The organism is Hyphomicrobiales bacterium (genome assembly GCA_016125495.1).
GTDB lineage: Bacteria > Pseudomonadota > Alphaproteobacteria > Rhizobiales > RI-29 > RI-29.
The window spans coordinates 35970-59469 of record WGLQ01000027.1; the positions used below are offsets into that span (position 1 = coordinate 35970).

Annotated in this window: 25 protein-coding genes; 15 read left to right on the forward strand and 10 right to left on the reverse strand. The window is 68.5% G+C overall.

Going from position 1 to position 23500, the window contains the following annotated elements:
* Positions 1–15: 15 nt before the first annotated feature.
* From GC150_16065 to GC150_16110, 10 genes are all read left to right on the forward strand, one after another.
* Entirely contained in the window at positions 16–1188 is a 1173-nt protein-coding gene (locus tag GC150_16065) for a YbfB/YjiJ family MFS transporter (GenBank protein ID MBI1386424.1), read from the forward strand.
* A gap of 80 nt (positions 1189–1268) precedes the next feature.
* Positions 1269–2411, forward strand: coding sequence for an acyl-CoA dehydrogenase (locus GC150_16070; protein ID MBI1386425.1), 1143 nt, complete (start codon positions 1269–1271; stop codon positions 2409–2411).
* A 49-nt stretch (positions 2412–2460) separates the two neighbouring features.
* Positions 2461–3543: an enoyl-CoA hydratase/isomerase family protein gene (locus GC150_16075; protein MBI1386426.1), complete on the forward strand. Its 1083-nt coding sequence runs from the start codon at positions 2461–2463 to the stop codon at positions 3541–3543.
* A 47-nt stretch (positions 3544–3590) separates the two neighbouring features.
* Positions 3591–4487 (forward strand): 3-hydroxyisobutyrate dehydrogenase, encoded by an 897-nt coding sequence (gene mmsB / locus GC150_16080; GenBank protein MBI1386427.1) that lies wholly within the window; start codon positions 3591–3593, stop codon positions 4485–4487.
* Between the two features lie 45 nt (positions 4488–4532).
* Positions 4533–5201 carry a haloacid dehalogenase type II gene (locus GC150_16085; GenBank protein MBI1386428.1) on the forward strand — a complete coding sequence of 223 codons (669 nt, stop codon included), beginning with the start codon at positions 4533–4535 and terminating at the stop codon, positions 5199–5201.
* A gap of 33 nt (positions 5202–5234) precedes the next feature.
* Positions 5235–6269 (forward strand): histone deacetylase family protein, encoded by a 1035-nt coding sequence (locus GC150_16090; GenBank protein ID MBI1386429.1) that lies wholly within the window; start codon positions 5235–5237, stop codon positions 6267–6269.
* Positions 6266–6787 carry a GNAT family N-acetyltransferase gene (locus GC150_16095; GenBank protein MBI1386430.1) on the forward strand — a complete coding sequence of 174 codons (522 nt, stop codon included), beginning with the start codon at positions 6266–6268 and terminating at the stop codon, positions 6785–6787. The genes GC150_16090 and GC150_16095 overlap by 4 nt, the downstream gene beginning before the upstream one ends.
* Positions 6788–6876: 89 nt before the next feature.
* Positions 6877–7878 (forward strand): XdhC family protein, encoded by a 1002-nt coding sequence (locus GC150_16100; protein MBI1386431.1) that lies wholly within the window; start codon positions 6877–6879, stop codon positions 7876–7878.
* Positions 7860–8522 (forward strand): NTP transferase domain-containing protein, encoded by a 663-nt coding sequence (locus tag GC150_16105; GenBank protein ID MBI1386432.1) that lies wholly within the window; start codon positions 7860–7862, stop codon positions 8520–8522. The genes GC150_16100 and GC150_16105 overlap by 19 nt, the downstream gene beginning before the upstream one ends.
* A 157-nt stretch (positions 8523–8679) precedes the next feature.
* The gene (locus GC150_16110) at positions 8680–9237 is read left to right on the forward strand and encodes a carbon monoxide dehydrogenase (protein ID MBI1386433.1); all 558 of its coding nucleotides are present in this window, start codon (positions 8680–8682) and stop codon (positions 9235–9237) included.
* Here GC150_16110 and GC150_16115 read toward each other — a convergent pair.
* Both GC150_16115 and GC150_16120 read right to left on the reverse strand, forming a co-directional pair.
* Positions 9219–10469, reverse strand: a complete 1251-nt coding sequence (locus GC150_16115; protein MBI1386434.1) for a VWA domain-containing protein — start codon at positions 10467–10469, stop codon at positions 9219–9221. The genes GC150_16110 and GC150_16115 overlap by 19 nt on opposite strands.
* Before the next feature lie 14 nt (positions 10470–10483).
* Positions 10484–11443 (reverse strand): AAA domain-containing protein, encoded by a 960-nt coding sequence (locus GC150_16120; GenBank protein MBI1386435.1) that lies wholly within the window; start codon positions 11441–11443, stop codon positions 10484–10486.
* A 176-nt stretch (positions 11444–11619) separates the two neighbouring features.
* Between GC150_16120 and GC150_16125 the strand changes: the two genes are divergently transcribed.
* Positions 11620–12492 carry a DUF1194 domain-containing protein gene (locus GC150_16125; protein MBI1386436.1) on the forward strand — a complete coding sequence of 291 codons (873 nt, stop codon included), beginning with the start codon at positions 11620–11622 and terminating at the stop codon, positions 12490–12492.
* Between the two features lie 51 nt (positions 12493–12543).
* Here the strand turns inward: GC150_16125 and GC150_16130 are convergent, their stop codons facing one another.
* The gene (locus tag GC150_16130; GenBank protein ID MBI1386437.1) at positions 12544–13506 is read right to left on the reverse strand and encodes an alpha/beta fold hydrolase; all 963 of its coding nucleotides are present in this window, start codon (positions 13504–13506) and stop codon (positions 12544–12546) included.
* A gap of 93 nt (positions 13507–13599) precedes the next feature.
* On the reverse strand, positions 13600–14631 hold the full coding sequence (locus GC150_16135; GenBank protein ID MBI1386438.1) for a histone deacetylase family protein: 1032 nt from the start codon (positions 14629–14631) through the stop codon (positions 13600–13602).
* Between the two features lie 141 nt (positions 14632–14772).
* Here GC150_16135 and galE point away from each other — a divergent pair, with 141 nt between their 5' ends.
* The 4 genes from galE to GC150_16155 all read left to right on the forward strand — a co-directional run bounded on the left by galE (position 14773) and on the right by GC150_16155 (position 19763).
* Entirely contained in the window at positions 14773–15843 is a 1071-nt protein-coding gene (gene galE, locus GC150_16140) for a UDP-glucose 4-epimerase GalE (protein MBI1386439.1), read from the forward strand.
* 197 nt (positions 15844–16040) lie between these two features.
* Positions 16041–16529, forward strand: a complete 489-nt coding sequence (locus GC150_16145) for a 2Fe-2S iron-sulfur cluster binding domain-containing protein (GenBank protein ID MBI1386440.1) — start codon at positions 16041–16043, stop codon at positions 16527–16529.
* Positions 16530–16560: 31 nt separating this feature from the next.
* Entirely contained in the window at positions 16561–18945 is a 2385-nt protein-coding gene (locus GC150_16150) for a molybdopterin-dependent oxidoreductase (protein ID MBI1386441.1), read from the forward strand.
* A gap of 23 nt (positions 18946–18968) precedes the next feature.
* On the forward strand, positions 18969–19763 hold the full coding sequence (locus GC150_16155; GenBank protein MBI1386442.1) for a carbon monoxide dehydrogenase: 795 nt from the start codon (positions 18969–18971) through the stop codon (positions 19761–19763).
* Positions 19764–19791: 28 nt separating this feature from the next.
* On the opposite strand, the gene yacG is transcribed toward GC150_16155, so the two are convergent.
* The 6 genes from yacG to hisD form a co-directional block, all read right to left on the reverse strand.
* The gene (gene yacG, locus GC150_16160) at positions 19792–20061 is read right to left on the reverse strand and encodes a DNA gyrase inhibitor YacG (GenBank protein ID MBI1386443.1); all 270 of its coding nucleotides are present in this window, start codon (positions 20059–20061) and stop codon (positions 19792–19794) included.
* Positions 20062–20091: 30 nt separating this feature from the next.
* The gene (locus GC150_16165; GenBank protein MBI1386444.1) at positions 20092–20841 is read right to left on the reverse strand and encodes a Maf-like protein; all 750 of its coding nucleotides are present in this window, start codon (positions 20839–20841) and stop codon (positions 20092–20094) included.
* Positions 20801–21019 (reverse strand): translation initiation factor IF-1, encoded by a 219-nt coding sequence (gene infA / locus GC150_16170; GenBank protein MBI1386445.1) that lies wholly within the window; start codon positions 21017–21019, stop codon positions 20801–20803. Before infA ends, GC150_16165 begins: the two co-directional genes overlap by 41 nt.
* 91 nt (positions 21020–21110) lie before the next feature.
* Positions 21111–21587 carry a low molecular weight phosphatase family protein gene (locus GC150_16175; GenBank protein MBI1386446.1) on the reverse strand — a complete coding sequence of 159 codons (477 nt, stop codon included), beginning with the start codon at positions 21585–21587 and terminating at the stop codon, positions 21111–21113.
* 1 nt (position 21588) lies between these two features.
* Entirely contained in the window at positions 21589–22065 is a 477-nt protein-coding gene (locus tag GC150_16180) for a UPF0262 family protein (protein ID MBI1386447.1), read from the reverse strand.
* A 125-nt stretch (positions 22066–22190) separates the two neighbouring features.
* Entirely contained in the window at positions 22191–23498 is a 1308-nt protein-coding gene (gene hisD, locus GC150_16185; protein MBI1386448.1) for a histidinol dehydrogenase, read from the reverse strand.
* Positions 23499–23500: the final 2 nt, after the last annotated feature.

Here is a 23500-nt window from a genome sequence, read left to right on the forward strand (position 1 = left end):
ATTTCGGATTTCACCATGCAGCACACCGTTGCCACCGAATACCGGCGTCCCCTCGCGCTCGCCTTCGGCGGCTTCATCGCACTCATCGCCAGCATGGGCATCGGGCGCTTCATCTACACGCCCATCCTGCCGCTTATGGTCGGCGACCTCGGCCTCTCGCAAGGTCAGGCCGGCCTCATCGCCTCGGCCAACTTCCTCGGCTACCTGCTCGGCGCCATCATGACCTCGGCGCCGCGTCTGCCGGGCAGCCCGCGCGCCTGGCTCCTTGGATCGCTCGCCGTCAGCGGTGCGACGACCTTCGCCATGGGGCTCGGCTCCACCATGCCGGCCTTCTTCGCCTTCCGCTTCCTCGGCGGCATGGCGAGTGCCTTCGTACTCGTCTTCGCTTCCACCCTGATCCTCGAGCGACTGGCCGCCATGGGCCGCAGCTCGCTCGCCGGCGTCTATTTCGCTGGTGTCAGCGCCGGCATCATGCTGACCGCCCTCATCGCGGCCTTCCTGGCCGGCGACGACGGCGCCTGGCGCAAGCTGTGGTGGTCCGGCGGGATCCTCTCGCTCGCCATCGTGCTCGGTGTCATGGCACTCGTGCCGGGCGACGCCGCACCGCGTCGCGACCAGGAAGCAACGACGCTCCCGACCGGCAAGGTCGCCCGGCGCCTCTGGCTCCTCGCGCTGGCCTATGGCCTCTTCGGCTTCGGCTATGTCATCACCGCCACCTTCATCGTCGCCATGGTGCGCACGTCCCCCGGAGTGACGCTCTGGGAGCCCGGCGTCTGGCTGGTGGTCGGCGCGACTGGCATTCCCTCGGTCACGCTCTGGTCCATGCTGGCACGCCGCATCGGCGCCATTCGCACCTTCGCCGTCGCCAACTTGGTCGAGGCGGTCGGCGTCCTCGCCAGTGTCGTCTGGCCGACGAACGGCGGCATCATGCTTGCCGCAGCCGTGCTCGGGGCGACTTTCATGGCCATCGCCTCGCTCGGACTGATGGCGGGGCGCGAATTGGCCGGCCGGCGCGCGCGCCAGGTCCTCGGCCTTCTGACCGTCGCCTTCAGTATTGGCCAGATGGTCGGCCCGACGGCCGCCGGCTACGCCTACGACTGGTCGGGCAGCTTCACCTTACCGACGTTGGTCGCCGCGAGCGCGCTCACGATCGCCTGCGCCCTCACCATCCGCTTGACCGATCGTTGATGGGCCGCGCGCTTGCGCCTCGCCGCCCATTCGCGATAGCTGGATGGGCGGGATCAGCGAACCGCCGGAGGGGGCCACCCATGGATTTCCAGCTTTCCGACGATCAGCGCCAGATGCAGGAGATGGCCCTCGAGTTCGCTCGCGAGCGTCTTGCCCCGAACGCCGCGGATTGGGACGAGCGGGCGCACTTTCCGGTCGATGTGCTGCGTGAGGCGGCCGGTCTCGGCATGGGCGCGATGCTGGTCTCGGAGGCGCACGGCGGCTCGGGCCTCTCGCGTCTCGATGCAGCGCTTCTCTATGAAGCCCTTTCGACCGGCTGCCCGACAATCGCGGCTTATCTTTCGATCCACAACATGGTCGCGGTGCTCCTCGAGCGCTACGGCAGCGACGACCAGCGCGCCCGCTATCTGTCGCGTCTCGTTTCCATGGATTGGCTGTCGAGCTATTGCCTGACCGAGCCCGGCTCCGGGTCCGACGCCGCCGCCCTCAAGACGCGTGCCGTGCGCGACGGCGACCACTACGTCCTCGACGGCGCCAAGCAGTTCATCTCCGGCGCCGGCACCTCCGATCTCTATCTCGTGATGGTGCGCACGGGAGGCGACGGAGCGAAAGGCATTTCCGCCATCCTCGTCGAGGGCGCGACGCCGGGCGTCTCGTTCGGCGGTCTCGAGCGCAAGATGGGCTGGAACGCCCAGCCGACCCGCACCGTCACCTTCGACGGCGCCCGTGTGCCCGTCGCCAACCGCCTCGGCGAGGAGGGCGAGGGCTTCCGCTTCGCCATGATCGGCCTCGACGGCGGGCGCGTGAACATCGCCGCCTGCTCGCTCGGCGCAGCCACCGCGGCCATGGAAGCGGCCCGCACCTACATGGGCGAGCGCCGGGCCTTCGGCGCCGAGATCTCGAGCTTTCAGGCCCTCCAGTTCAAGCTCGCCGACATGGCGACCGAACTCGATGCCGCCCGTCTCATGGTCTACCGCGCCGCCGCCTCCCTCGATCGCGGCGATCCCGATGCCACTAAGCACTGCGCCATGGCCAAGCGCTTCGCGACCGACGTCGGTTTTTCCGCCGCCAACGAGGCCCTGCAGATTCACGGCGGCTATGGCTATCTCAAGGACTACGGCCTCGAAAAGATCGTGCGCGACCTGCGCGTCCACCAGATCCTCGAGGGCACCAACGAGATCATGCGCGTCATCATCGCGCGCAAACTGCTGGCGGCGAACTGATGGCCTGGCCCGCCAGAATGCGGCCGCGACGATCGCTGGAGCGCGAGCAATGACGGCCGAATTGATCGTGCGCACCGCCGGGCCTGCCGGCCGCCTGACGCTGAACCGCCCCGAGGCCCTCAACGCCGTCACCATGCCCATGGTCCGCGCCATGCGGGCCGCCCTCGACGCCTGGCGCAACGACGAGCGCATCGCCCATGTCGTCCTCGACGCCGCGCCCGGCAAGGCCTTTGCCGCCGGCGGCGACCTCAAATCCCTCTACGACAGCCGCCCCGGCGGGCCGGCCGAGGATGCCGCCTTCCACCGCACCTTCTGGCGTGAGGAATACGAACTGATCTCGGCCATCCATTCCTATCCGAAACCATTCATCTCCCTCATCGACGGCATCGTCATGGGCGGCGGTGTCGGCGTCGCGGTGCACGGCAGCCATGCCGTGGTCACCGAGCGCGCCGTCGTCGCCATGCCCGAGTGCGGCATCGGCCTCATCCCCGATGTCGGCGGCACCTATCTCCTCTCGCGACCGACCCTTGTCGGCGAGGCGAGCGAGGCCCGCCGCCGCGCCATTGGCCTCTTTCTCGGCCTCACCGGCCAGCGCATGTCCGCCGCCAGCGCGATCGCGGAAGGCTTCGCCACCCACCATGTCGCGAGCGAGCGCCTGTCCGGCCTCCTCGCCGCCCTCGAAGCGCCCGGCACGACGGCCGGGCAAGCGCTTGCCGATTTTTCATCTCAACCCGCCGGCCCGCCGCACGCCGGCCTGCCGCTGGAGCGGATCGCCGATGCCTTCAGCCTCCCCGATGTGCCAACCATCATCGCGCATCTGGAGCGGGCCGGCGACGCTTGGTCGCGCACGACGCTCGCAACCCTCGCCGAAAAATCCCCCCTTTCGCTCGTCGTCGCGCACCGCGCCTTTGCCGAAGGGTCGCTCCACCGGCACCTCGACCGCAACCTCGAAATGGAATACCGCCTCGTCAGCCGCTGCTACGAGGTGGGAGATTTCCTCGAAGGTATCCGCGCCCAGGTGATCGACAAGGACCGACGGCCCCGCTGGCTGCACCGCTCGCCGGCGGACATTCCGGATGACCTCGTGGATTTCATGTTCTCGAGCCTCGACACGGACGATTTGATGCTCTGAGGCCCGCGCGCCGCCGCTCGGCCGGCTACGACAGGAGGAAACAAACGATGGCGACCGTCGGATTCATCGGGCTAGGCAACATGGGGTTGCCGATGGCGGGCAACCTCGTGAAGGCCGGCCATCGCGTCCAGGGCTGCGATATCGTCGCGGCCAACGTCGAAAGGGCGGTTGCCCGCGGCGTCACCTCCGTCGCAGGCCCCCGCGAGGCCGCCACCGGAGCGGAAATCGTCGTCACCATGCTGCCATCGGGTCGCGAGACGCTCGCCGTCTACCGCGACAGCGGCCTCCTTGCAGCCGCCGCCCCCGGCACGGTTCTGGTCGACTGCTCGACGATCGACGTATCCTCCGCCCGGGCGGCCCACGAACTCGCTGCCGGAGCCGGTCTCCTCTCCCTCGACAGCCCCGTGTCCGGCGGTGTCGCCGGCGCCGAGGCCGCGACCCTCACCCTCATGGCGGGCGGCTCGAAGGCCGCATTCGCAAAGGCGCTACCCTTCCTGGAGAAAGTAGGAAAGAAAGTCGTGCACTGCGGCGACGCCGGCGCCGGTCAGGCCGCCAAAATCTGCAACAATATGATCCTCGGCATCTCCATGATCGCCGTCTCGGAGGCTTTCGTGCTCGCCGAAAAGCTCGGCCTCTCGCACCAGGCCCTGTTCGACGTCGCATCGACCTCGTCCGGCCAGTGCTGGTCGCTGACGACCTATTGCCCGGTGCCGGGCATGGTGCCGACAAGCCCCGCCAATCGGGATTATCAGCCCGGCTTTGCGGCCGCCCTGATGCTGAAGGACCTGAAGCTCGCTCAGGAGGCCGCGACCGCCACCGGTGCCGCCACCGACCTCGGCGCGCACGCGACGGACCTTTATGCCGCCTTCGCCGAGGCCGGCCACGCGGGCAAGGATTTTTCCGGCATCGTCGAATGGGTCCGCACGCGCGGCAAGTCCATCTGATGAAACGGGAGTCGGATGCCTCGGGAGGTCAGGAGGAGAAGTGAAATGACGGGCCGCCCCGCAGTCTACGTCTTCGATGCCTACGGCACGCTTTTCGATGCTCACTCCGCCGTTGCCCGACACCGCGACGCCATTGGCCCTGCCGCCGAGCGCCTTTCCGCCCTCTGGCGCGAGCGTCAGCTCCAGTACACCTGGGTGCGCAGCATGGCCCATCGCATGAAGCCGTTCCACGAGGTGACGGCTGATGCCCTCGACTTCGCGATCGCGAGCATCGGCGGTCTCGCACCCGGCCTGCGCGAGGCGCTGCTGTCGGCCTACGACAGCCTCGATGCCTACCCCGAGGTGCCCCGCGTCCTCGCCGCCCTCAAGGCCGCCGGCTGCCGCCTCGCCATCCTTTCGAACGGCAGCCCGCGCATGCTCGAAGCCGCCATCGCCTCCTCGGGCCTCGGCGACGTCCTCGATGCGGCCATTTCCATCGATGCCGTCGGCATCTACAAACCCGACCCGCGCGTCTATGCGCTCGTCACCGCCGCCTTCGACTGCCCCGCGAACGCGGTTGCCTTCCAGTCGTCGAACCGATGGGATGTCGCCGGCGCCACCAACGTCGGCTTCCATACCACCTGGATCAACCGCTTCAACCAGCCGGACGAGTTGACGGACATGCCCCCCGCGCGCGTCACGGCGAACCTCGAGCCACTGCTCGCCGACATCTGACAGGGCTCCCAGAGCGATCCCGGAAGGAAGCGAATGCGAACGATATTCTCCGAAAAACAGCGGGCCCACGCACCGGCAAGCTATTCGGTCAACGGCACGCGCGTTCCGATCCCCGAGACGCCGGCCCGTCTTTCCGCGCTCCTGTCCGGCACCGGGCTCTCGCCCGCTGATGTCGAAGCGCCGGCGGGACCCGTCGAACGCGATCTGCTCCTTTCGGTCCACTCCGAGCGCTACCTCGATTTCCTCTCCACGGCCTGGGGCGGCTGGCAGCGCCTCGAGCCGCGTGCGCCGGAGATCGTGCCGAACCTCCATGCCATCGGCCGCGCGAGCCTGGTCGAGACGGGATATCCCGCCTCGCTCGTCGGGCGCTGCGGCTATCACATGGGCGACGGCTCCTGCCCGATCGTCGCGGGGACCCATGAGAGCGCGCTGGCGAGCGCCGCGACCGCCGCCCACGCCGCCCGTCTCGTTGCCGCCGGCGAGCGCCACGTCTATGCCCTCTGCCGCCCGCCCGGCCACCATGCCTCCGCCGACCTCGCCGCCGGGTTCTGCTATCTCAACAACACCGCGATCGCCGCCGAATTCCTCACCCGCGCCGGCAGGCGCACAGCCATTCTCGACATCGACGTGCACCACGGCAACGGCACCGAAGCGATCTTCTATGAGCGCGCCGACGTGTTGACCGTCTCGCTCCATGCCGACCCCTCGCGTTTCTATCCCTTCTTTTGGGGTTACGCCGAGGCGCGCGGGCGCGGCGCGGGCGAGGGCGCCAACCTCAACATTCCGCTCCCCCGTGGCACCGGCGATGCCGACTACCTCATCGCCCTGGAGGGGGCGCTCGCGCGTATCGCCGACCACCGACCCGACGTCCTCGTCCTTGCCGCCGGGCTCGACATCGCCGCCGACGACCCGCTCGCCGGCTTTGCCATCACTCGCCCCGGCATTGCCGCGATCGGACGCGCCATCGCCGGTCTCGGCCTGCCGATGGTCGTCGTCCAGGAGGGCGGCTATGCCATCGAGAGTCTCGGGGCGAGTCTGGCCGCGCTGCTCGAGGGGCTGACCGCGTGATTTCGCCCGGCGATCCCGTGATCCGCGCCGGTGAGCCGGCCGATTGCCCGCGCATCGCCGAGATGGTGGCGGGACTTGCAAGGAGCACTGGCGTTACGCCGCCCGCCGTCACGACCGCCGCCGATCTCCTGGCGTACGGCTTCGGTGCCCGTCCAGCGTTTTCCCTGGTGGTCGCAGAGCGGCCCGTCTCCGGGCCGAACGGTGCGGACACAGGCGGCGGCGGGCTCATCGGCTACTGCCTCTTCACCGCCGATTTCTCCACTTGGCGCGCCTGCCCCGGCATCTACGTCGTCGACCTCTTCATCGAAGAGGCGGCGCGCGGCGCGAGGCTCGGCGAACGCCTGCTGGCCGCCGCCCTCCAGGCCGGACGGACCTGGGGCGCCCGCTATGTGAAACTCGAGATCGACCTCGACAACGCCCGCGCCCGTGCGTTCTATGAGCGGCTCGGCTTTCACGAACTCGACCACGACCGCCTGATGGTGCTGGAAGCCAGCGGCGCCGACCGGCTTCTGGGCTGAACCGTCCCGAACGGTACCTTGTGTCGGACGCGGAAAGGGCCCATTTTCGAGGTGACCGACGCCGCTGGCTGACGGCCGCAAGGAGAACCATGTCCAGCCTCGCAATCGAGCTTCGCGCCCCGAGCGTGTTCGTCGAGAATGTCGTGCCACATCTGCTGGCTTGGCGACGGGCAGGCCATGCGACGGCGCTCGCAACGATCGTGGCGGCCGATGGTTCGGCCCCCCGGCCGGTCGGCAGTCAGATGGCGGTGCGCGACGATGGCACCTGGGTCGGCCAGCTGACGTCGGGCTGCGCCGAGGCCGCCATCGCCGCCGAGGCCGTCCAGATCATCCGCGACGGAACCGGCCGCACGGAACGCTATGGCCGTGGCTCGCGCTACATGGACGTGCGCCTGCCCTGTGGCTCCGGCATCGACGTCCATTTCGACCCGTCGATCGAAACCTCGACCCTCGAGGCGCTGGCGCGGGGCGAGACCGATCGCCGGGCCCTCACCCTCTCCTGGTCGCGCGAAGGCGCCCCGGACCACCGCGTCGAGGAGATGGCGCACCCGCCGGTGGACGCCCGCGCGATCATCACATCGGACGGCGAACGCTGGCGCCGCCACTATGTGCCGACGACTCGTGTCATGCTCTGTGGCCGTGGCCCGATCGTGAGCGCGACCGCCGGTTTCGCACGCCTGCTCGGCTGGCAGGTCGCGATCGCCACTCCCGAGTCCGAACTGATGGAGCGCGAAGCGCCCGGCTGCGTCTCGGCACGGCATCTCACCCGTCCCGAAGAATTCGATCCATCCCCGATCGACCGCTGGACGGCGAGCGTCATGCTCTTTCACGACCACGAATGGGAACCCCCGATCCTCGTGCGCATCCTCACGGCAGGCGGCTTCTATGTCGGCGCGCTCGGCAGCAATCGCACTCACGCGGCGCGCCTCGATGCCCTGCGCGAACTCGGTCTTTCGAAACAGCTGATCGATCAGGTTCGTGGCCCGGTCGGCCTCGACATCGGCGCGCGCAACCCCGTCGAGATCGCGTTGTCGATCACCGGCGAGATCCTCGCGGCACGCCGCGCCGGCTCATGGAATCCCAGCACCTGACCCCGTCATCCGGACTTGGCGCGGTCGTGCTCGCCGCCGGCCTCGCGCGGCGCATGGGCGGGCCGAACAAGCTGCTCGTGGAGGTCGCCGGACGTCCGCTCCTCGCCCACACCCTCTCGCGTCTCGCCGACACGGGCTTTTCAGGCGAGGCCGCCGCCCGTGTCGTCGTCGTCACCGGCCGGGACGCGGCCGCGGTCGCCGCCCTCGTTGCCCCCTTCGGCTTTCGCACCTGCCACAACCCGGCCTACGTCGATGGCATGGGCGGAACGATCGCCGCCGGTTTCGAGGCCCTCGACGAAGCTTGTGAGGCCGCCTTCCTCGTCCTCGGCGACATGGCGGCAACACGCCAAGCGACGTTCACAGCCCTTGCCGGCGCCTTCGCCGCGAGTCGCTCCGGAGCCATCGCCATCGTGGCGCCACGCGCCGACGGGCGCCTCGGCCATCCGGTGCTCTTTTCCCGCCGGACCTTTGCCGAACTCGCCGCCCTTTCCGGCGACCAAGGGGCTCGCGCCGTTCGCGACCGCGATCCCGCCCGGCTCCTGGTGATCGAGACCGACGATCCAGGCATCCATGCCGACGTCGATACCGCCGGCGATCTCGACCGGATGGCTCGTCTCATTGTCAGCCGCACCGAACGGCGATGACCGCGCCCACGCCCCGCGACCGCACTTTGCGAACGCCAATCGCATATTCGACACAAGGCTATGCACTGAACGACGCTTGGCGTGTTCCTGCCGCCATTTTTTGCGGCTATCGAAGCACTTGGATCAGCGCGGCGAAGGCGAGTGACAAGGCGAACCCATGCAGATTACCGGAGAAACCATTCTGCCGGCCGACCCGGCGACCGTCTGGCGTGCCCTCAACGACGCCGAGGTGCTGCGCCAGTGCATCCCCGGCTGCGAGAGCCTGGAGCAGACCGGCGAAAACGAGCTGAAGGCGACCGTGGCAACGCGCATCGGCCCGATGCAGACACGTTTTACGGGAACGGTGACGCTGAGCGATCTGAAGCCGCCGGTGAGCTACACCATTTCGGGATCCGGTTCCGGCGGCGTCGCCGGTAACGCCAAGGGGAGCGCCCACGTCGAACTCGCACCGGTGGCCGAAGGCACTCGGCTCACATGGTCGGCCGACGCACAGGTCTCCGGCAAGCTCGCCCAGCTCGGCTCGCGCCTCATCGACAGCGTCGCCAAATCGATGGCCAATCAGTTCTTCGGCAAGTTCTCGCAAGTCGTCGCCACTTCCGTCGGGGCCGAGCCGGCACCCGCCGCCGCACGCGCCCCTGGCGCCCTACCGACCTGGGCCTGGATCGCCATTGCCCTCGCGGGCGCGGCACTCGTCGCCTACGCCCTGGCCGGCTGATCCGCGCGTGGGCGGCCTGCGGCCCAACCCCGACCCGCGATCGCCCGCGCGAGACCCTCGAGGCTCTCGAGGTTGTGGCAGGGACGCATTTCGCTGACGTGAGGCGCGATCGCCCGCGCGCCCGCCGCAATCGGCTGATAGGCCGAATAGCGCAAGAGCGGATTGAGCCAGATCAGCCTGCGGCACGAGGCCCTGAGCCGCCGCATCGCCCGTTCCACCCCCTCGCCAGCATCGCGGTCGAGCCCGTCCGTGAAGAGGATGACGGTCGCCCGCCCGCCGAGCACACGCCGCGCCCAGAGCCGGTTGAACGCCTCGATGCTCTCGCCGATCCGCGTGCCGCCCGCGAAATCGTCGACCGCCGTCGAAACCCTCGCCATCGCCTGGTCGGGATCGCGCCCCTTCAGCAGGCGGGTCACATTGTGCAAACGGGTGCCGAAGAGGAAGCAATTGACGCGATCACGCGCGTTCGAGGCGGAATACAGGAAATGGAGAAATAATCGGGCATAGGCGTCCATCGAGCCCGAGATGTCGCAGAGCAGCACGACCGGCGGCACGCGCCAGGCGCGCGCCTTGCGCCGAAGCACGAGGTGATCCGACCCGCGCGCCCCGGCCTCCCTGCACATCCTCCGAAGGTCGATCGTCTCCCCGCGCGGCGCCGCGACCTGCCGGCGCGTCTTGAGGGGAGCAAAAATGAGGCTCATTGCCCGCAACGCCTCGCGCGCCCGGCGCTGTTCCTCGGCGCTCATCTGCTCGAAGTCCTTGGTGCGCGAAACCGCGCTCGCACTGTAGCCCTCCGAAATCTCGAACTCGGTGCCTTCCCCTTCCGCCCGGCGCGGCTCCGGCCCATGCGGCATCAGGCTGTCGCGCAACCTCCGGCTCATTTCCGCGCCCGGCGGCTCGCTGTCGCGCCGGAGACTTGGCAGCATCACCGAAAGCAGTTGGTCGAGGTAGCCCGGGTCCTTCCAGAAGAGATAGAATGCCTGGTCGAAAATGGCCCTGTCCTGGGGTCGCGAAACGAGTGCTGCCGAAAGCGCCGCCTTCAGAACCTGCGGCCGCTCGATCCCGACCGCCATCGCCGCCTCGCTCGCCAGGATCACGCGCTGTGGCCCGACGTCGAGCCCGGCCGCGCGCAACAGCCGCACGAACTGGACGATATTTTCCGCGATCCGCCCGCCTTTGATGCGGTGCGCGATAAGGTTCGGGGCGAGCACCACCGAGCCAGCCTCGGGCATACCGGTCTCCCCGCTCACGACGTCTCCTCGGCCGCTAAGCCCGCCTCACGGGTCCGCGATTTGACTTCCTCGAGCAACCGCGCCGCCTCGCTGCCCCTGATGCGCGCGATATCGTCCTGGTACTTCAATAGCGTGCCGATGGTGGAATCGATACGCTCGGGGTCGAGCGCGACGCAGTCGAGCGAGGTGAGCGCTTGCGCCCAGTTGATGCTTTCGGCGATCCCCGGTGTCTTGTAGAGGTCCATCGCCCTGAGGGCCTGCACGAACGCGACGAGCTGGCGGGTCAACTCGCCCGGCGCCTGCGGCACCTTAAGCTTGACGATCGCCAGTTCGCGCGCCGCGCTCGGGAACTCGACCCAGTGATAGAAGCAGCGCCGGCGCACGGCATCGTGCACCTCGCGCGTGCGGTTCGACGTCAGGATGGTGATCGGCGGCCGTTCGGCCTTTATCGTCCCGAGTTCCGGTATGGTCATCTGGTAGTCGGCGAGGAATTCGAGGAGGAAGGCCTCGAACGGCTCGTCCGCCCGGTCGAGTTCGTCGATCAGCAGCACCGGCGGCTTGCCCACTGCGGTCGGCTCGATGGACTTCAGCAGCGGCCTCTTGAGCAGGAAGTCGGCGCCATAAATCTCCCGCTCCATCCGCCCGGCCGCGCTTTCACCGTTCTGGGCGACGCCGAGGCCCGCCGCTTCCGCCGCGCGGATGTGCAGGAGCTGGCGCTGGTAGTTCCATTCGTAGGCGGCCTCCGCGAGCCCCAGTCCCTCGTAGCATTGCAGCCTGACGAGGTCGCGCCCGAGCACGGCCGCCAGTACCCGCGCGATCTCCGTCTTGCCGACCCCCGCCTCGCCCTCGAGCAGCAGCGGGCGTTCCAGCTTGAGCGCCAGGAATACCGCCGTCGCCAGCGCTTCGCCGGCAAGGTAGCCACCGCGCTCCAGCAGCGCCCGAGTGTCGGCAACGGTCTCGGGATTGTCGATCATGGCTCGGAAATCCGCTTGTTCGAGGCGCCGGCAGGATAGCGGGTGACCGGTCGCGCGCAAGCCGGTATGATCGGCCTCCGGGACGCCCCGACCGAAGCCACCGCACCCTGCGAGGATGCGACCACCGGCCCGCCCCGACGCATGCCACCGCCAGCTCCCGGCAAAGGGGCCCGCCCATGCGCGACCATCCGTTCCTTTCGTTGCTTCGGCCCGCGGTCGTGGTCCTGGCACTACTGACCGCCCACCGGATCGCAACCGCAACGCCCGCATTCGCCGAGGTTCCGGTCGACCTCGAACTCGTCCTCGCCGTCGACGTCTCGCTTTCGATGGACTTCGAGGAGCAGCGTCTCCAGCGCGAAGGCTACGTCGCGGCCCTTGCCCACCCGAGTGTCGTCGAGGCGATCCGTTCGGGCCTGCACGGGCGCATCGCCGTCACGTACGTCGAATGGGCCGGCCAGAGCCTGCAATCGGTGGTCGTGCCTTGGCGCGCCATCGGCTCCAGCGAGGAGGCCGAGGCCGTCGCTGGCGAACTCGCCGCCCTGCCGATCTCACGCGCCCGCCGCACCTCGATCTCCGGGGCCATCCGCCATGCCGCCTCGCTCTTCGACGGCAACGGCTTTGCCGGCCTGCGGCGCGTCATCGACGTCTCGGGCGACGGACCGAACAATTCGGGCGTCCCGGTCACCGAGGCGCGCGACGAGGTGGCGGCCCGTGGCATCACGATCAATGGCCTCGCGCTGCGGCTGGCGAACCGGCGCAACACACACGCCTTCTTCGACATCGCCGACCTGCACCGCTACTACATCGACTGCGTCATCGGCGGCACCGGCGCCTTCGCCCTCGAAGTGACGGAACGCGAGAACTTCGCGGCCGCCATTCGCCGCAAGATGCTGCTCGAGATCGCGGGCCACGGCCCGACCCCGACGCCGTCCCTGCGCGCCTTCGGGCCTGCCGTCGCGGATTATACCCCGGCATCGGCCGAGGTCACCGATTGCCTCATCGGGGAGAAGCGCTGGCGCCAGTACATCGACAACTTTTCGAACGAGTGAGCCGCCCCGAGGGCATCCTCGACCACGTTCCACACGGCGCCGCCGCGCACCTCAGCGCGCGATCTCCGCGATCACCTCGGCGATCCGATCGGCATGGATGTAGTGGCCGGCATGGTTGCAGCGCCCGAGGATCACGAGCTTGGAACCGCGGATCCGAGCATTCAACTCCTCCGCGTGGGAGATCGGCACCACGTCGTCATCCTCGCAGGTCAGGATCGCCACCTCGCGCCGCATCCGCGAAACCGCTCGCCTGAGGCCCGCGCTCTCGGTCACGGCCAGTGCACGCAGGGTCGCCACGCTGGCCTCGCGCGCCCCCGGTTGATCGAGGACGTGCGCCTGCGCTTCGATGCTCTCGAGGCGCGGGATATAACCGAACGGATAGATCGAGCGCGCCGAGACCGCCGCCGTGAGCCTTGCCGGCGCGCCCTCGATCGCCGCTTCCGTGATTTCGGGAATGCGCGCATAGAGCCGCACGAGGTCCAGTTCCTCGACCGCCAATGGCGCCGCGATGAGAACCAGAGGCCCGATGTCGTCCGGCGCCAGCCGCGCGACGTGCAATGCGATGGTCCCGCCGGTGGAATCGCCGACCAGCACGGGCCGTTCGAGCCCGAGGGAACGGATCAGTCGCACGACCCGGCGGGCCTGCGCCTCGAGACTGTAGTCGGCCCCGAGCGGCTTGTCGGAACGACCGAAACCGAGCTGCTCGGGAATGTAGACGCGGTGCCGGGATGCCAACAGCGGCGCCACGGCCGACCAGCTGGTGGCATTGCCGCCGAGCCCGTGCAACAGCACCACCGGCCGGCCGCGACCTGTCACGTCGACATGCAGCCGCTCGCCACCGGACTGTCCCGAAACCTTGACCAGCCGTTCGTGGTGTCCCGGGATCGAGGGAAAACCGGTCGCGCAGCCCGCCAGGAGAGCGGCGAGCGCGAGCATCGCCACCCCCGCAAGGGCGGGCGGCAACAGCCCCCGGGCGACATCGCCAGTTTCTTTCCATCGCGCAGCCATCCGCATCGCGTACCGGCGGCCTTGATTCGCCGCAACGCAGGATCGCTGCTCGGTGAGCGGGCGCCGCCGGCCCGTGCCCGCAAAGGCACGCTCATCCCTCTACCCCTCCTCGAAGCCCGTCAGGACGTTGACGGCGTTGATGCCGAGCTGGTCGACGGCATAGCCGCCCTCGAGGACGAAGAGCGTCGGCAGGCCGAGCCGCGCGATCCGCCGACCGATGGCGAGGAAATCGTCGCTCTCGAGCTTGAAGGTCGAAATCGGATCGTCCTTGTAGGTATCGAGCCCGAGCGAGACGACGAGAAAGTCGGGCGAATAGGCGGCGATGCGCTTGCAGGCATCGCCATGCGCCTCGTCCCAAACGGAGAACGGCGTGCCGGCCGCCATCGGATAGTTGACGTTGAAGCCCTCGCCGCGCCCGGCCCCCCTCTCGTCCGCATAGCCGAGGAAATAGGGAAACGACGTCTCCGGTTCGCCGTGGAGGGAAAGGAACAGCACGTCGTCGCGATCATAGAAGATCGCCTCGGTGCCGTTGCCGTGGTGGAAATCGACGTCGAGGATGGCAACGCGCGCCGCCCCCGCCGCCCGCATCGCCTCGGCCGCGATGGCCGCGTTGTTGAGGAAGCAATAGCCGCCGAACATGTCCTGCGCCGCATGATGGCCTGGCGGCCGGCAGAGTGCGAAGGCTGCCCGCGCCCCCTCTCGGACCGCCTCGGCGGCCGTCAGCGTGACGTCGGCGGCGAGCCGCGCGGCTTGGTAGGTCGTCGCCGTGATGCTGGTCTCCCAGGCGAGGCAATAATAGCCGATCAGCCCGTCGATGTGCTTTGGCGGCCGGTCGCGCCACATCCGCCGCGAAGGCGCCGTCGTCGAGATCGCCTCGCCCTTCATGCCGGCCGCCACCCATTGCTCCCAGCAACTCTCGAGGAAGGCGAGATAGGCGGCATCGTGCACCCGCTCGATCGGCGCCCGACCATGCTCGACAGGCGGGCGGATGTCGGCGAGCCCGACCGCCCGGAGCCGCTCGAGGATGATCTCGGCCCGTCGCGGACACTCGAAGGGCGCGACCAACTCGCCCCCGAACAGCTCGGTCTTGGCATCGCGCAGCGTATGGCGCGGCGAATAGATGGTCAGCATCACTCCCTCCCCGATGAACTGGCATCACCATTGCAGACGACCACGGGCAGGAGCGCAACCGTTCCGTTGCGGCAACCGGCCACCGCCGGCGCCCCGACGGCTCGGGATGTGCTCCACCAATTCGTCCTGCGAGGCCGTCAGATGCCCGTACTCGTCACCGGCGGCGCCGGCTACATCGCCAGCCACATGACACTCGCCCTCCTCGACGCCGGCGAGGAGGTCGTCGTCCTCGACGACCTCTCGACCGGGGTGCGCGCCAACGTGCCCGAGGATCGGGTCCGCCTCGTCGTCGGCGATGTCGGCGACGAGCCGCTCGTGAGCCATATCGTCAAGGAACACGCGATCGACGCCGTGCTCCATTTCGCCGGCTCGGTCGTGGTTCCGGATTCGCTGCGCGACCCGCTCGGCTATTATCGCAACAACACCTGCAACACCCGCTCGCTCGCCGCCGCCGCGATCGCCGCCGGCGTGCGCCACATGGTGTTTTCCTCGACCGCCGCCGTCTACGGCCTGCCGACCGCTCCGGGTCCGGTGAACGAAAGCACGCCGGCCGCCCCGATCTCTCCCTACGGCACATCCAAGCTGATGAGCGAGATGATGCTGCGCGACGCCGCCAGCGCGCATGATTTCTCGTTCATCGCCCTGCGCTACTTCAACGTCGCGGGCGCCGATCCGCTGGGGCGCACCGGCCAGTCGACGCCGAACGCCACGCATCTGCTCAAGGTGGCCTGTGAAGCAGCGCTCGGCCGGCGCCCGGGGCTCCAGGTTTTCGGCACCGACTACCCGACCCGCGATGGCACCGGCGTGCGCGACTACATTCACGTGACGGACCTCGTTTCGGCGCACCTCGCGGCCCTCGACCACCTGCGCGCGGGCGGCGCCAGCGACATCATGAACTGCGGCTACGGTCGCGGCTTCAGCGTGCTCGAAGTGCTCGATGCGGTCCGGCGCGTCGCCGGCCGGGACCTTACGGTGGAATACGGCCCGCGCCGCGCGGGCGATCCGGTCGAACTCGTCGCCGACGCCAGCCGCATCCGCGACCGGCTCGCCTGGCGCTCGCGCCTCGATGACCTCGATACGATCGTCGCCCACGCCCTGGCCTGGGAACAGCGCATCGCCACTGGCACGCGTTCACGCACCCGCCGCCGCGCACCCGCCCGCGCCGAAGCAGCGGCCGCCGTCCCCAGCCTTGCCGCCATCCCCAACGGCTGACCGGCGCCGAAGCGCCCGCACCTCCCGAGCATCGACAACCGCGCCGCCGCACGCAGGTCGGCCATGCCGCTTTCGTTCGTTCGACCGGCTTGCTGAAGACGTCGTCTCTGCCCTAGGGTCTCACCCGGAACGACGGCCGGCCGAGGATGCCGGCCGCACGGAGCGCGGGCCGAGTGCCGACGGAGGAGGAGTGACGCATGCCCCAGATCTCGATGACCGTGAACGGCAAGAAGGTTTCGGGCGAAGCGGGCCCCTCCACGCTGCTGGTCGACTTCCTGCGCGGTGACCTCGGTCTGACCGGCACGCACGTCGGCTGTGACACCTCCCAGTGCGGCGCCTGCGTGGTTCACATGAACGGCGACAGCGTCAAGGCCTGCACCGTCCTCGCCCACCAGGCCGAGGGTGCCGACGTCGTCACCATCGAGGGCCTCGCCCCCGGTGCCGAGTTGCACCCGCTCCAGGCCGCCTTCAACGAGGCGCATGGCCTCCAGTGCGGCTTCTGCACCCCCGGCATGGTGATGTCCGCGGCCGACCTCATCGCCAAGAACCCCAGCCCGACGGAGGCCGAGATCCGCTCCTGGCTGAAGGGCAACATGTGCCGCTGCACCGGCTATCACAACATCGTCAAGGCGGTTCAGATCGCCGCGGCCAACATGGCCGCCGGCGCCAAGACCGCGGCAGAGTGACGGCGACCGAGAGAACGAAGGGAGAGAGACGATGGCATCGAATGGCATCGGCAGCGCCGTCAAGCGCCGCGAGGACTTCCGGTTCCTGAAGGGCATCGGCCGCTACACCGACGACATCAACCTGCCCCGGCAGACCTACCTCCACATCATGCGCTCACCGGTCGCACACGCCACGATCGACTCGATCGACGTATCGGCGGCCCGTGGCGCACCGGGCGTGGTTGCCATCTTCACGCAGGCCGACATCGATGCTTCGGGGCCCGTCGGCGGCATCCCGTGCGGTTGGCTCGTCACCGGCAAGGACGGCAAGCCGATGGTCGAGCCCAAGCACCCGATGCTGGCTTCCGGCAAGGTGCGCCACGTCGGCGACCCGATCGTCGTGATCATCGCCGAGAGCCTCGCCGCCGCCAAGGACGCGGCCGAACTGGTCGAAGTCGCGCTGACCGAACTACCGGCCGTGGTCGACATGCGCACCGCCGCCGCCGGTCCCGGCCGGGTCCACGACGAGGCGCCCGACAACCTCTGCTTCGACTGGGAGCTGGGAGACAAGGCGGCCGTCGAGGCCGCGATCGCGGACGCCGCGCACGTCACCACGCTCGATCTGGTCAACCAGCGCCTCGTTGCCAACGCCATCGAGCCGCGCGCCGCCATCGGCCACTACGACATGGCGAGCGGCGAGTACACGCTCTACACGACCAGCCAGAACCCACACGTCATTCGCCTGTTGATGGGCGCCTTCGTGCTCGGCATCCCGGAGCACAAGCTGCGTGTGGTCGCCCCCGATGTCGGTGGTGGCTTCGGCTCCAAGATCTACCACTACGCCGAGGAAGCGCTCGTCACTTGGGCCTCCAAGCAGATCGGCCGGCCCATCAAGTGGGTCGCCGAGCGTTCCGAGAGCTTCGTTTCGGACGCCCAGGGCCGTGACCACGTGACCCGCGTCCAGCTCGCCCTCGACGCGAACGGCAGGTTCCTGGCTCTGAAGGCCGACACGCTCGCCAACATGGGCGCCTATCTCTCGACCTTCGCACCCTGCATCCCGACCTGGCTGCACGGCACGCTGCTCGCCGGCCAGTATACGACGCCCGCCGTCTACACCAATGTGAAGGCGATCTTCACCAACACCGTGCCGGTCGATGCCTATCGCGGCGCCGGCCGTCCGGAGGCGACGTATCTCATCGAGCGCGTCATCAACAAAGCCGCCCAGGAGATGGGCATCGACCAGGCCGAACTGCGCCGGCGCAATTTCATCCAGCCGAACCAGTTCCCCTACCAGACGCCCGTCGCCCTCGTTTACGACACCGGAAATTACGACGCGAGCCTCGAGCAGGCACTCGCGCTCGCCGACTATGGCGGCTTCGAAGGGCGCCGCGCCGCGGCCCGGGGTCGCGGAAAACTGCGCGGCATCGGTCTCTGCAGCTACATCGAGGCCTGCGGCATCGCGCCGTCGAGCCTCGTTGGCGCCCTCGGCGCCCGCGCCGGCCTCTATGAAGCCGCGACCGTGCGCGTCAACCCGACCGGCAGCGTCGCCGTCATGACCGGCTCGCACAGCCACGGCCAGGGCCACGAGACGACCTTCGCCCAGGTCGTCGCCGACCGCCTCGGGATCGACCTCGCGCAGGTCGACATCGTCCATGGCGACACCGGGAAAATCCCCTTCGGCATGGGCACCTACGGCTCGCGCTCACTCGCCGTCGGCGGCACCGCCATCGTCAACGCAGTCGACAAGATCATCCTCAAGGGCAAGCGCATCGCCGCCCACCTCCTCGAGGCCGACGTCGGCGACATCGTCTTCGAGAACGGCAACTATCAGGTCGCCGGCACCGACCGTAAGAAGAGCTTCGGCGAGGTCGCGCTCGTCGCCTACGTGCCGCACAAGTACCCGATCGAGGAGATCGAACCGGGCCTCGAGGAGACCGCGTTCTACGATCCCAAGAACTTCACGTTCCCAGCCGGCACCTACGTCTGCGAGGTCGAGATCGACCCCAAGACGGGCTTCACCGAGATCGTGCAATTCGTCGCCGCCGACGATTTCGGCAACATCGTCAACCCGATGATCGTCGAGGGCCAGGTTCACGGCGGCCTCGTGCAGGGCATCGGCCAGGCGCTGCTCGAGCACTGCGTCTACGACGAGGCGGGCCAGCTCAAATCCGGCTCCTACATGGACTACTGCATGCCGCGCGCCGACGACGTGCCGTCGTTCAAGGTCGCGACCACCTCGACGCCGTGCACGCACAATCCGCTCGGCGTCAAAGGGTGCGGCGAAGCTGGTGCCATCGGCTCGCCGCCCGCCGTCATCAACGCCATCGTCGATGCGCTGAAGGAGTATGGTGTCGACCACATCGACATGCCCGCGACGCCAGAGAAGGTGTGGCGGGCAATCCAGAATGGCGCGCCTGCGCGCCGGGCCGCCGAGTAGGCGAGCGAGAGAGGGAGCCTCACATGTATTCCTTCAATTACGTCCGCCCCGCCTCGGTCGCTGAGGCCGTCGCCGCGCTCGCCGATCCGGACGCCCGTCCGATCGCCGGCGGCCACACATTGATCCCGACCCTCAAGATGCGTCTCGCCCGGCCCTCGACGCTGGTCGACATCTCGCGCATCCCCGAGCTCAAGGGCATCCACCGCGACGGTGGCGCGATCGGCATCGGCGCGGCGACGACCCACGCCGAGATCGCCCGCCATCCGGAGTTGCGCGCCAAGCTACCGGCGCTCGCGCGTCTCGCCGAAGGCATCGGCGATGCCCAGGTGCGCCACCGCGGCACCATCGGCGGCTCGCTCGCCAACAACGACCCGGCCGCCGATTACCCGGCCGCCATGCTGGCGATCGGCGCCACCATCGTCACGAACCGGCGCAACATCCCGGCCGACCAGTACTTCACCGGACTCTTTTCGACCGCTCTCGAGCAGGGCGAGATGATCACCGGCATCGGCTTCCAGATCCCCGACCGCTCCGGCTACGCCAAGTTCGAGCAACGCGCCTCGCGCTACGCCCTGACGGGGGTCTTCGTTGCCAAGTCGTCCGGCGGTGTGCGCGTTGCGGTGACCGGGGCTGGCGAGAACGGCGTCTTCAGGTCACCGGAACTCGAAGCCGCGCTCGCCGCGAGCTTCACTCCCGCGGCCGCCGCCGGCGTCGCCCTCTCTGCGAACGGCCTCATGAGCGACATGCACGGATCGGCCGACTACCGCGCCGCGCTGATCGTCGCGATGGCCGAACAGGCGGTCGCGAGCGCCAGCTGAGTTTGGTGACGGAGCGGCCGGCGGCGCGTCAGTCGTCGGCCCGGTCCGTCGGGCGCACACCGATCGCTGGAAATGACGCGCCATCGCCGGAGGCATCGTCCTGCGGCAAACTGAGGCCGTCCTCGTCCGCATCCGCCCCAGGCTCGACCGGGATCGCATAGACCCCGGTCAACCAGCGGCCGAGATCGACATCGGCGCAACGCTTCGAGCAGAATGGGCGGAACGCCTGGGTACCCGGCTTCTGGCAGATCGGGCAGCGACCAACACCTGGCCTACGGTCGTTCTCGCCGCCATTCATGGCAGGCGTCCCTGCGACCGCCGCGACCGCTCAGCCAAGATCGCGCTCGCCATGCTTCAACCAATTGAAATAAACGGGGAAACCCTCGCCGACCAGCATGCTGACGATATCCGTGACCGGCAGGCCGACGACATTCGTATAGGAGCCGACGAGCTTTTCCACGAACGCCCCGGCAATGCCCTGGATGGCATAGCCGCCAGCCTTGTCCCGCCACTCCCGCGAAGCGATGTAGCTGTCGATCTCCTGCGGCGTCAGGCGCTTGAAACGCACCCGCGTCTCCACGATCCGCGAGCGCACCTTGTCGTCGGGCGTGATCAGATGGACGGCGGTGTAAACCCGATGCGAGCGGCCCGAAAGGAGCTGGAGTGCGGCAACCGCCTGTTCGACGAACTGCGGCTTCTGGAGCACCCGCCGTCCCACCGCCACCACCGTGTCGGCGGCGAGGACGAAGGCATCGGCCAGTTCCTTGTCGTCCTGGATCTGATCGCGCGCGACCTCGGCCTTGGCAGCCGCCAACCGCTTGACGAGGGAGCGCGGCGCCTCGCCCTTGCGGGCGGACTCGTCGATCGAGGCCGGCCTCAGGGCATCGGGTGCGATCCCGACCTGCGCCAGGAGTTGCATACGCCTCGGAGAAGCGCTGGCGAGCACGAGCTTTGGTCGCAGCTCAGCGCGCCGCCCGGTTTTCGCCGTGCGTGCCCGAAGCTTGCGAAGGCTCTCGGCCTGGCTGGCCGGGCCCGCCCTACTTGAACCGGTAAGTGATGCGGCCTTTGGTGAGATCATAGGGTGTCATTTCAACCAGGACTTTGTCACCGGTTAGGACTCGTATCCGATTCTTCCGCATCCGGCCCGCGGTATGCGCAATGATCTCGTGACCGTTCTCGAGCTTTACCCGGAACGTCGCATTCGGCAGCAATTCCACGACCTCGCCCGGAAACTCGAGCAGCTCTTCTTTCGCCATTGGTCCTCTCAGTCAGGCAGGCGTTTGCGCCGGAGAGTGATGGTGCCGGCGCGGCAAAGTCAAGTCGCGACAACGAGAAAGGGCGGCCCGATCATCCGGGCGGCGCGCCGGGAATGACGAAGCGCCTCTTGATGCGCAGGAACAACCCGTCACGGCACGCCCGGTAGGCATCGAGCAGCTGGCTGCGGCTGCCCTGCGCAACCGTTGGATCGATGGTCGGCCAGTACTCGACATCGACCGCCATCGTGCGGGTCAGCTCCAGGGCCTTGTGGTGAGCTTCGGGCGAAAGTGTGACGACGAGATCGAAGGAGGTGTCGTGGAGTTCGTCGATGGCGCGCGGCACATGACGGCTGAGGTCGATGCCGATTTCCTCCATCACCTCACCGACGAAGCCATCCGCTTCGCCAGCCCGCACCCCGGCCGACATCACGTAGATCCGCCGCCCGGCGAGATGACCGAGGATGGCCGCCGCCATCGGCGAGCGAACGGTATTCATGGTGCACGCGAACAGCACCGCGCCCGGCAGCGAACCGGCCGAACCGCCCACCTCGGCGCCGGGCGCAGCCATCTCACCCCTTCCAGTGCAATGCGCAGATGAGCGTGAAGATGCGCCGCGCAGTATTCTCGTCGAGCAAGATCTTGCTCTCGAGGCGGGTGCGCAGGAGTTGGCTGCCATCGTTGTGCAGCCCGCGCCGCCCCATGTCGATCGCCTCGATCCGGCTCGGTGGCGCGGTCCGGATCGCCTCGAAGTAGCTTTCGCAGATCAGGAAGTAGTCCTTCACGATGCGCCGAAATGGGTTCAGCGAGAGCGCATGCACGATGACGGGAGCGCGCTCCTCGTCGCTCACGTCGAAGACGAGCCGGTCGTCCGACAGGCCGAGCAGGAGCCGATAGGGGCCGCGCTCGATCCCCTGCAGTCGGAAGGCGTTTGCGTCCAACAGATCGAGGATCGCGATCTCGCGCTCGTGCTCGATATCGCGGTTCTGGCGCGCGATCGATGCCGCATCGAGGACGACCTCGATCAGGCGATCGCGCTCATCGAACATTGGCCCGTCGGGCGGCGCGGGAAAGCTGGTCATGTTCGAGCCTTATGGCATTGCCCGGCGGCTGGCCAGTGGACCATTGTGAGGAAGTGTGGAGGCCGCAGCGATCACACCCGCACCGTTCGTCCTCATTGCGAGCCCCCGTCACGTTCCAGCCGATAGAGCACGGAGCGCGCATGGCCCTCGAGCCCTTCGGCCCGTGCCAGGGTGACGGCGGCCGGGCCGAGGACCGCGAGGCTTTTCGCATCGAGCTCGAGCAGCGCCGTTCGCTTCATGAAATCGAGGACACCGAGCCCGGAGGAAAAGCGTGCGCTGCGCGCTGTCGGCAGCACGTGGTTCGTTCCGCCGACGTAGTCTCCGATCACCTCCGGGGTCTCGTGACCGAGGAAGATCGCGCCGGCATTGCGAATGCACGCCGCGAGCGCCTGCGGCCGAGCGAGCGCCAATTCGAGGTGTTCCGGGGCGATCCGATCGGCGAGTGCCGGCGCCTGCTCGAGGCTCTCGAGCACGATGATGGCTCCGTTGTTCCGCCAGCTAGCGCTTGCGATCTCGGCCCGTGGCAGTGTTGCGAGCTGGGCCTCGACCTCCTTGGCGACGCGTTCGGCGAGCGCGCGATCATCCGTCATCAGGATCGATTGGGCGTCTGCGTCGTGCTCGGCCTGCGCAAGGAGATCGGCCGCCAGGATGCGAGCATCTGCCCCGCCGTCGGCGATCACCAGCACCTCGGAGGGGCCGGCGATCATGTCGATGCCGACCTTGCCGAAAACCTGACGCTTTGCCTCGGCGACGTAGGCGTTGCCCGGCCCGACGATTTTGGCGACGGGCGCGATCGTCCGGGTTCCATAGGCGAGCGCGGCGACCGCCTGGGCCCCACCGACACGATAGATCTCATCGACGCCCGCAATTCGCGCGGCCAGCAGAACCAGCGGATTGACCACCCCGTCCGGCGTCGGCACGACCATCGCGAGACGCTCGACGCCGGCGACCTTGGCCGGCACCGCATTCATCAGCACCGAACTCGGATAGCTCGCGGTGCCGCCCGGAACATAGAGGCCGGCGGCTTCGATGGCCGTCCAGCGCTGGCCGAGCTCGACTTCGAGGGCATCGGAGTGGTGGAGATCGACCGGCAGCTGGCGCTCGTGATGGGCGCGGATGCGCTCGTGCGCGACCTCCAGCGCCTCGCGCGTTTGGCGCTCGACCCGCGAGATCGCGCCATCCACTTCGCCGGGTCCGATCGCCAAGCCGTCGCGCGAAAGATCGACCCGATCGAAACGCTCGCTCAGGTCGAACAGCGCCGCATCGCCGCGCCGGCGAACATCCGCGACGATCGCACGAACCGCCTCGGCCACGTCGCTCGAACTCTCGCGCTTGGCGTCCAGCAATTCACCGAAACGCGCTTCGAAATCCGGCATCCCGGCATCGAGGAATCGGACCATGT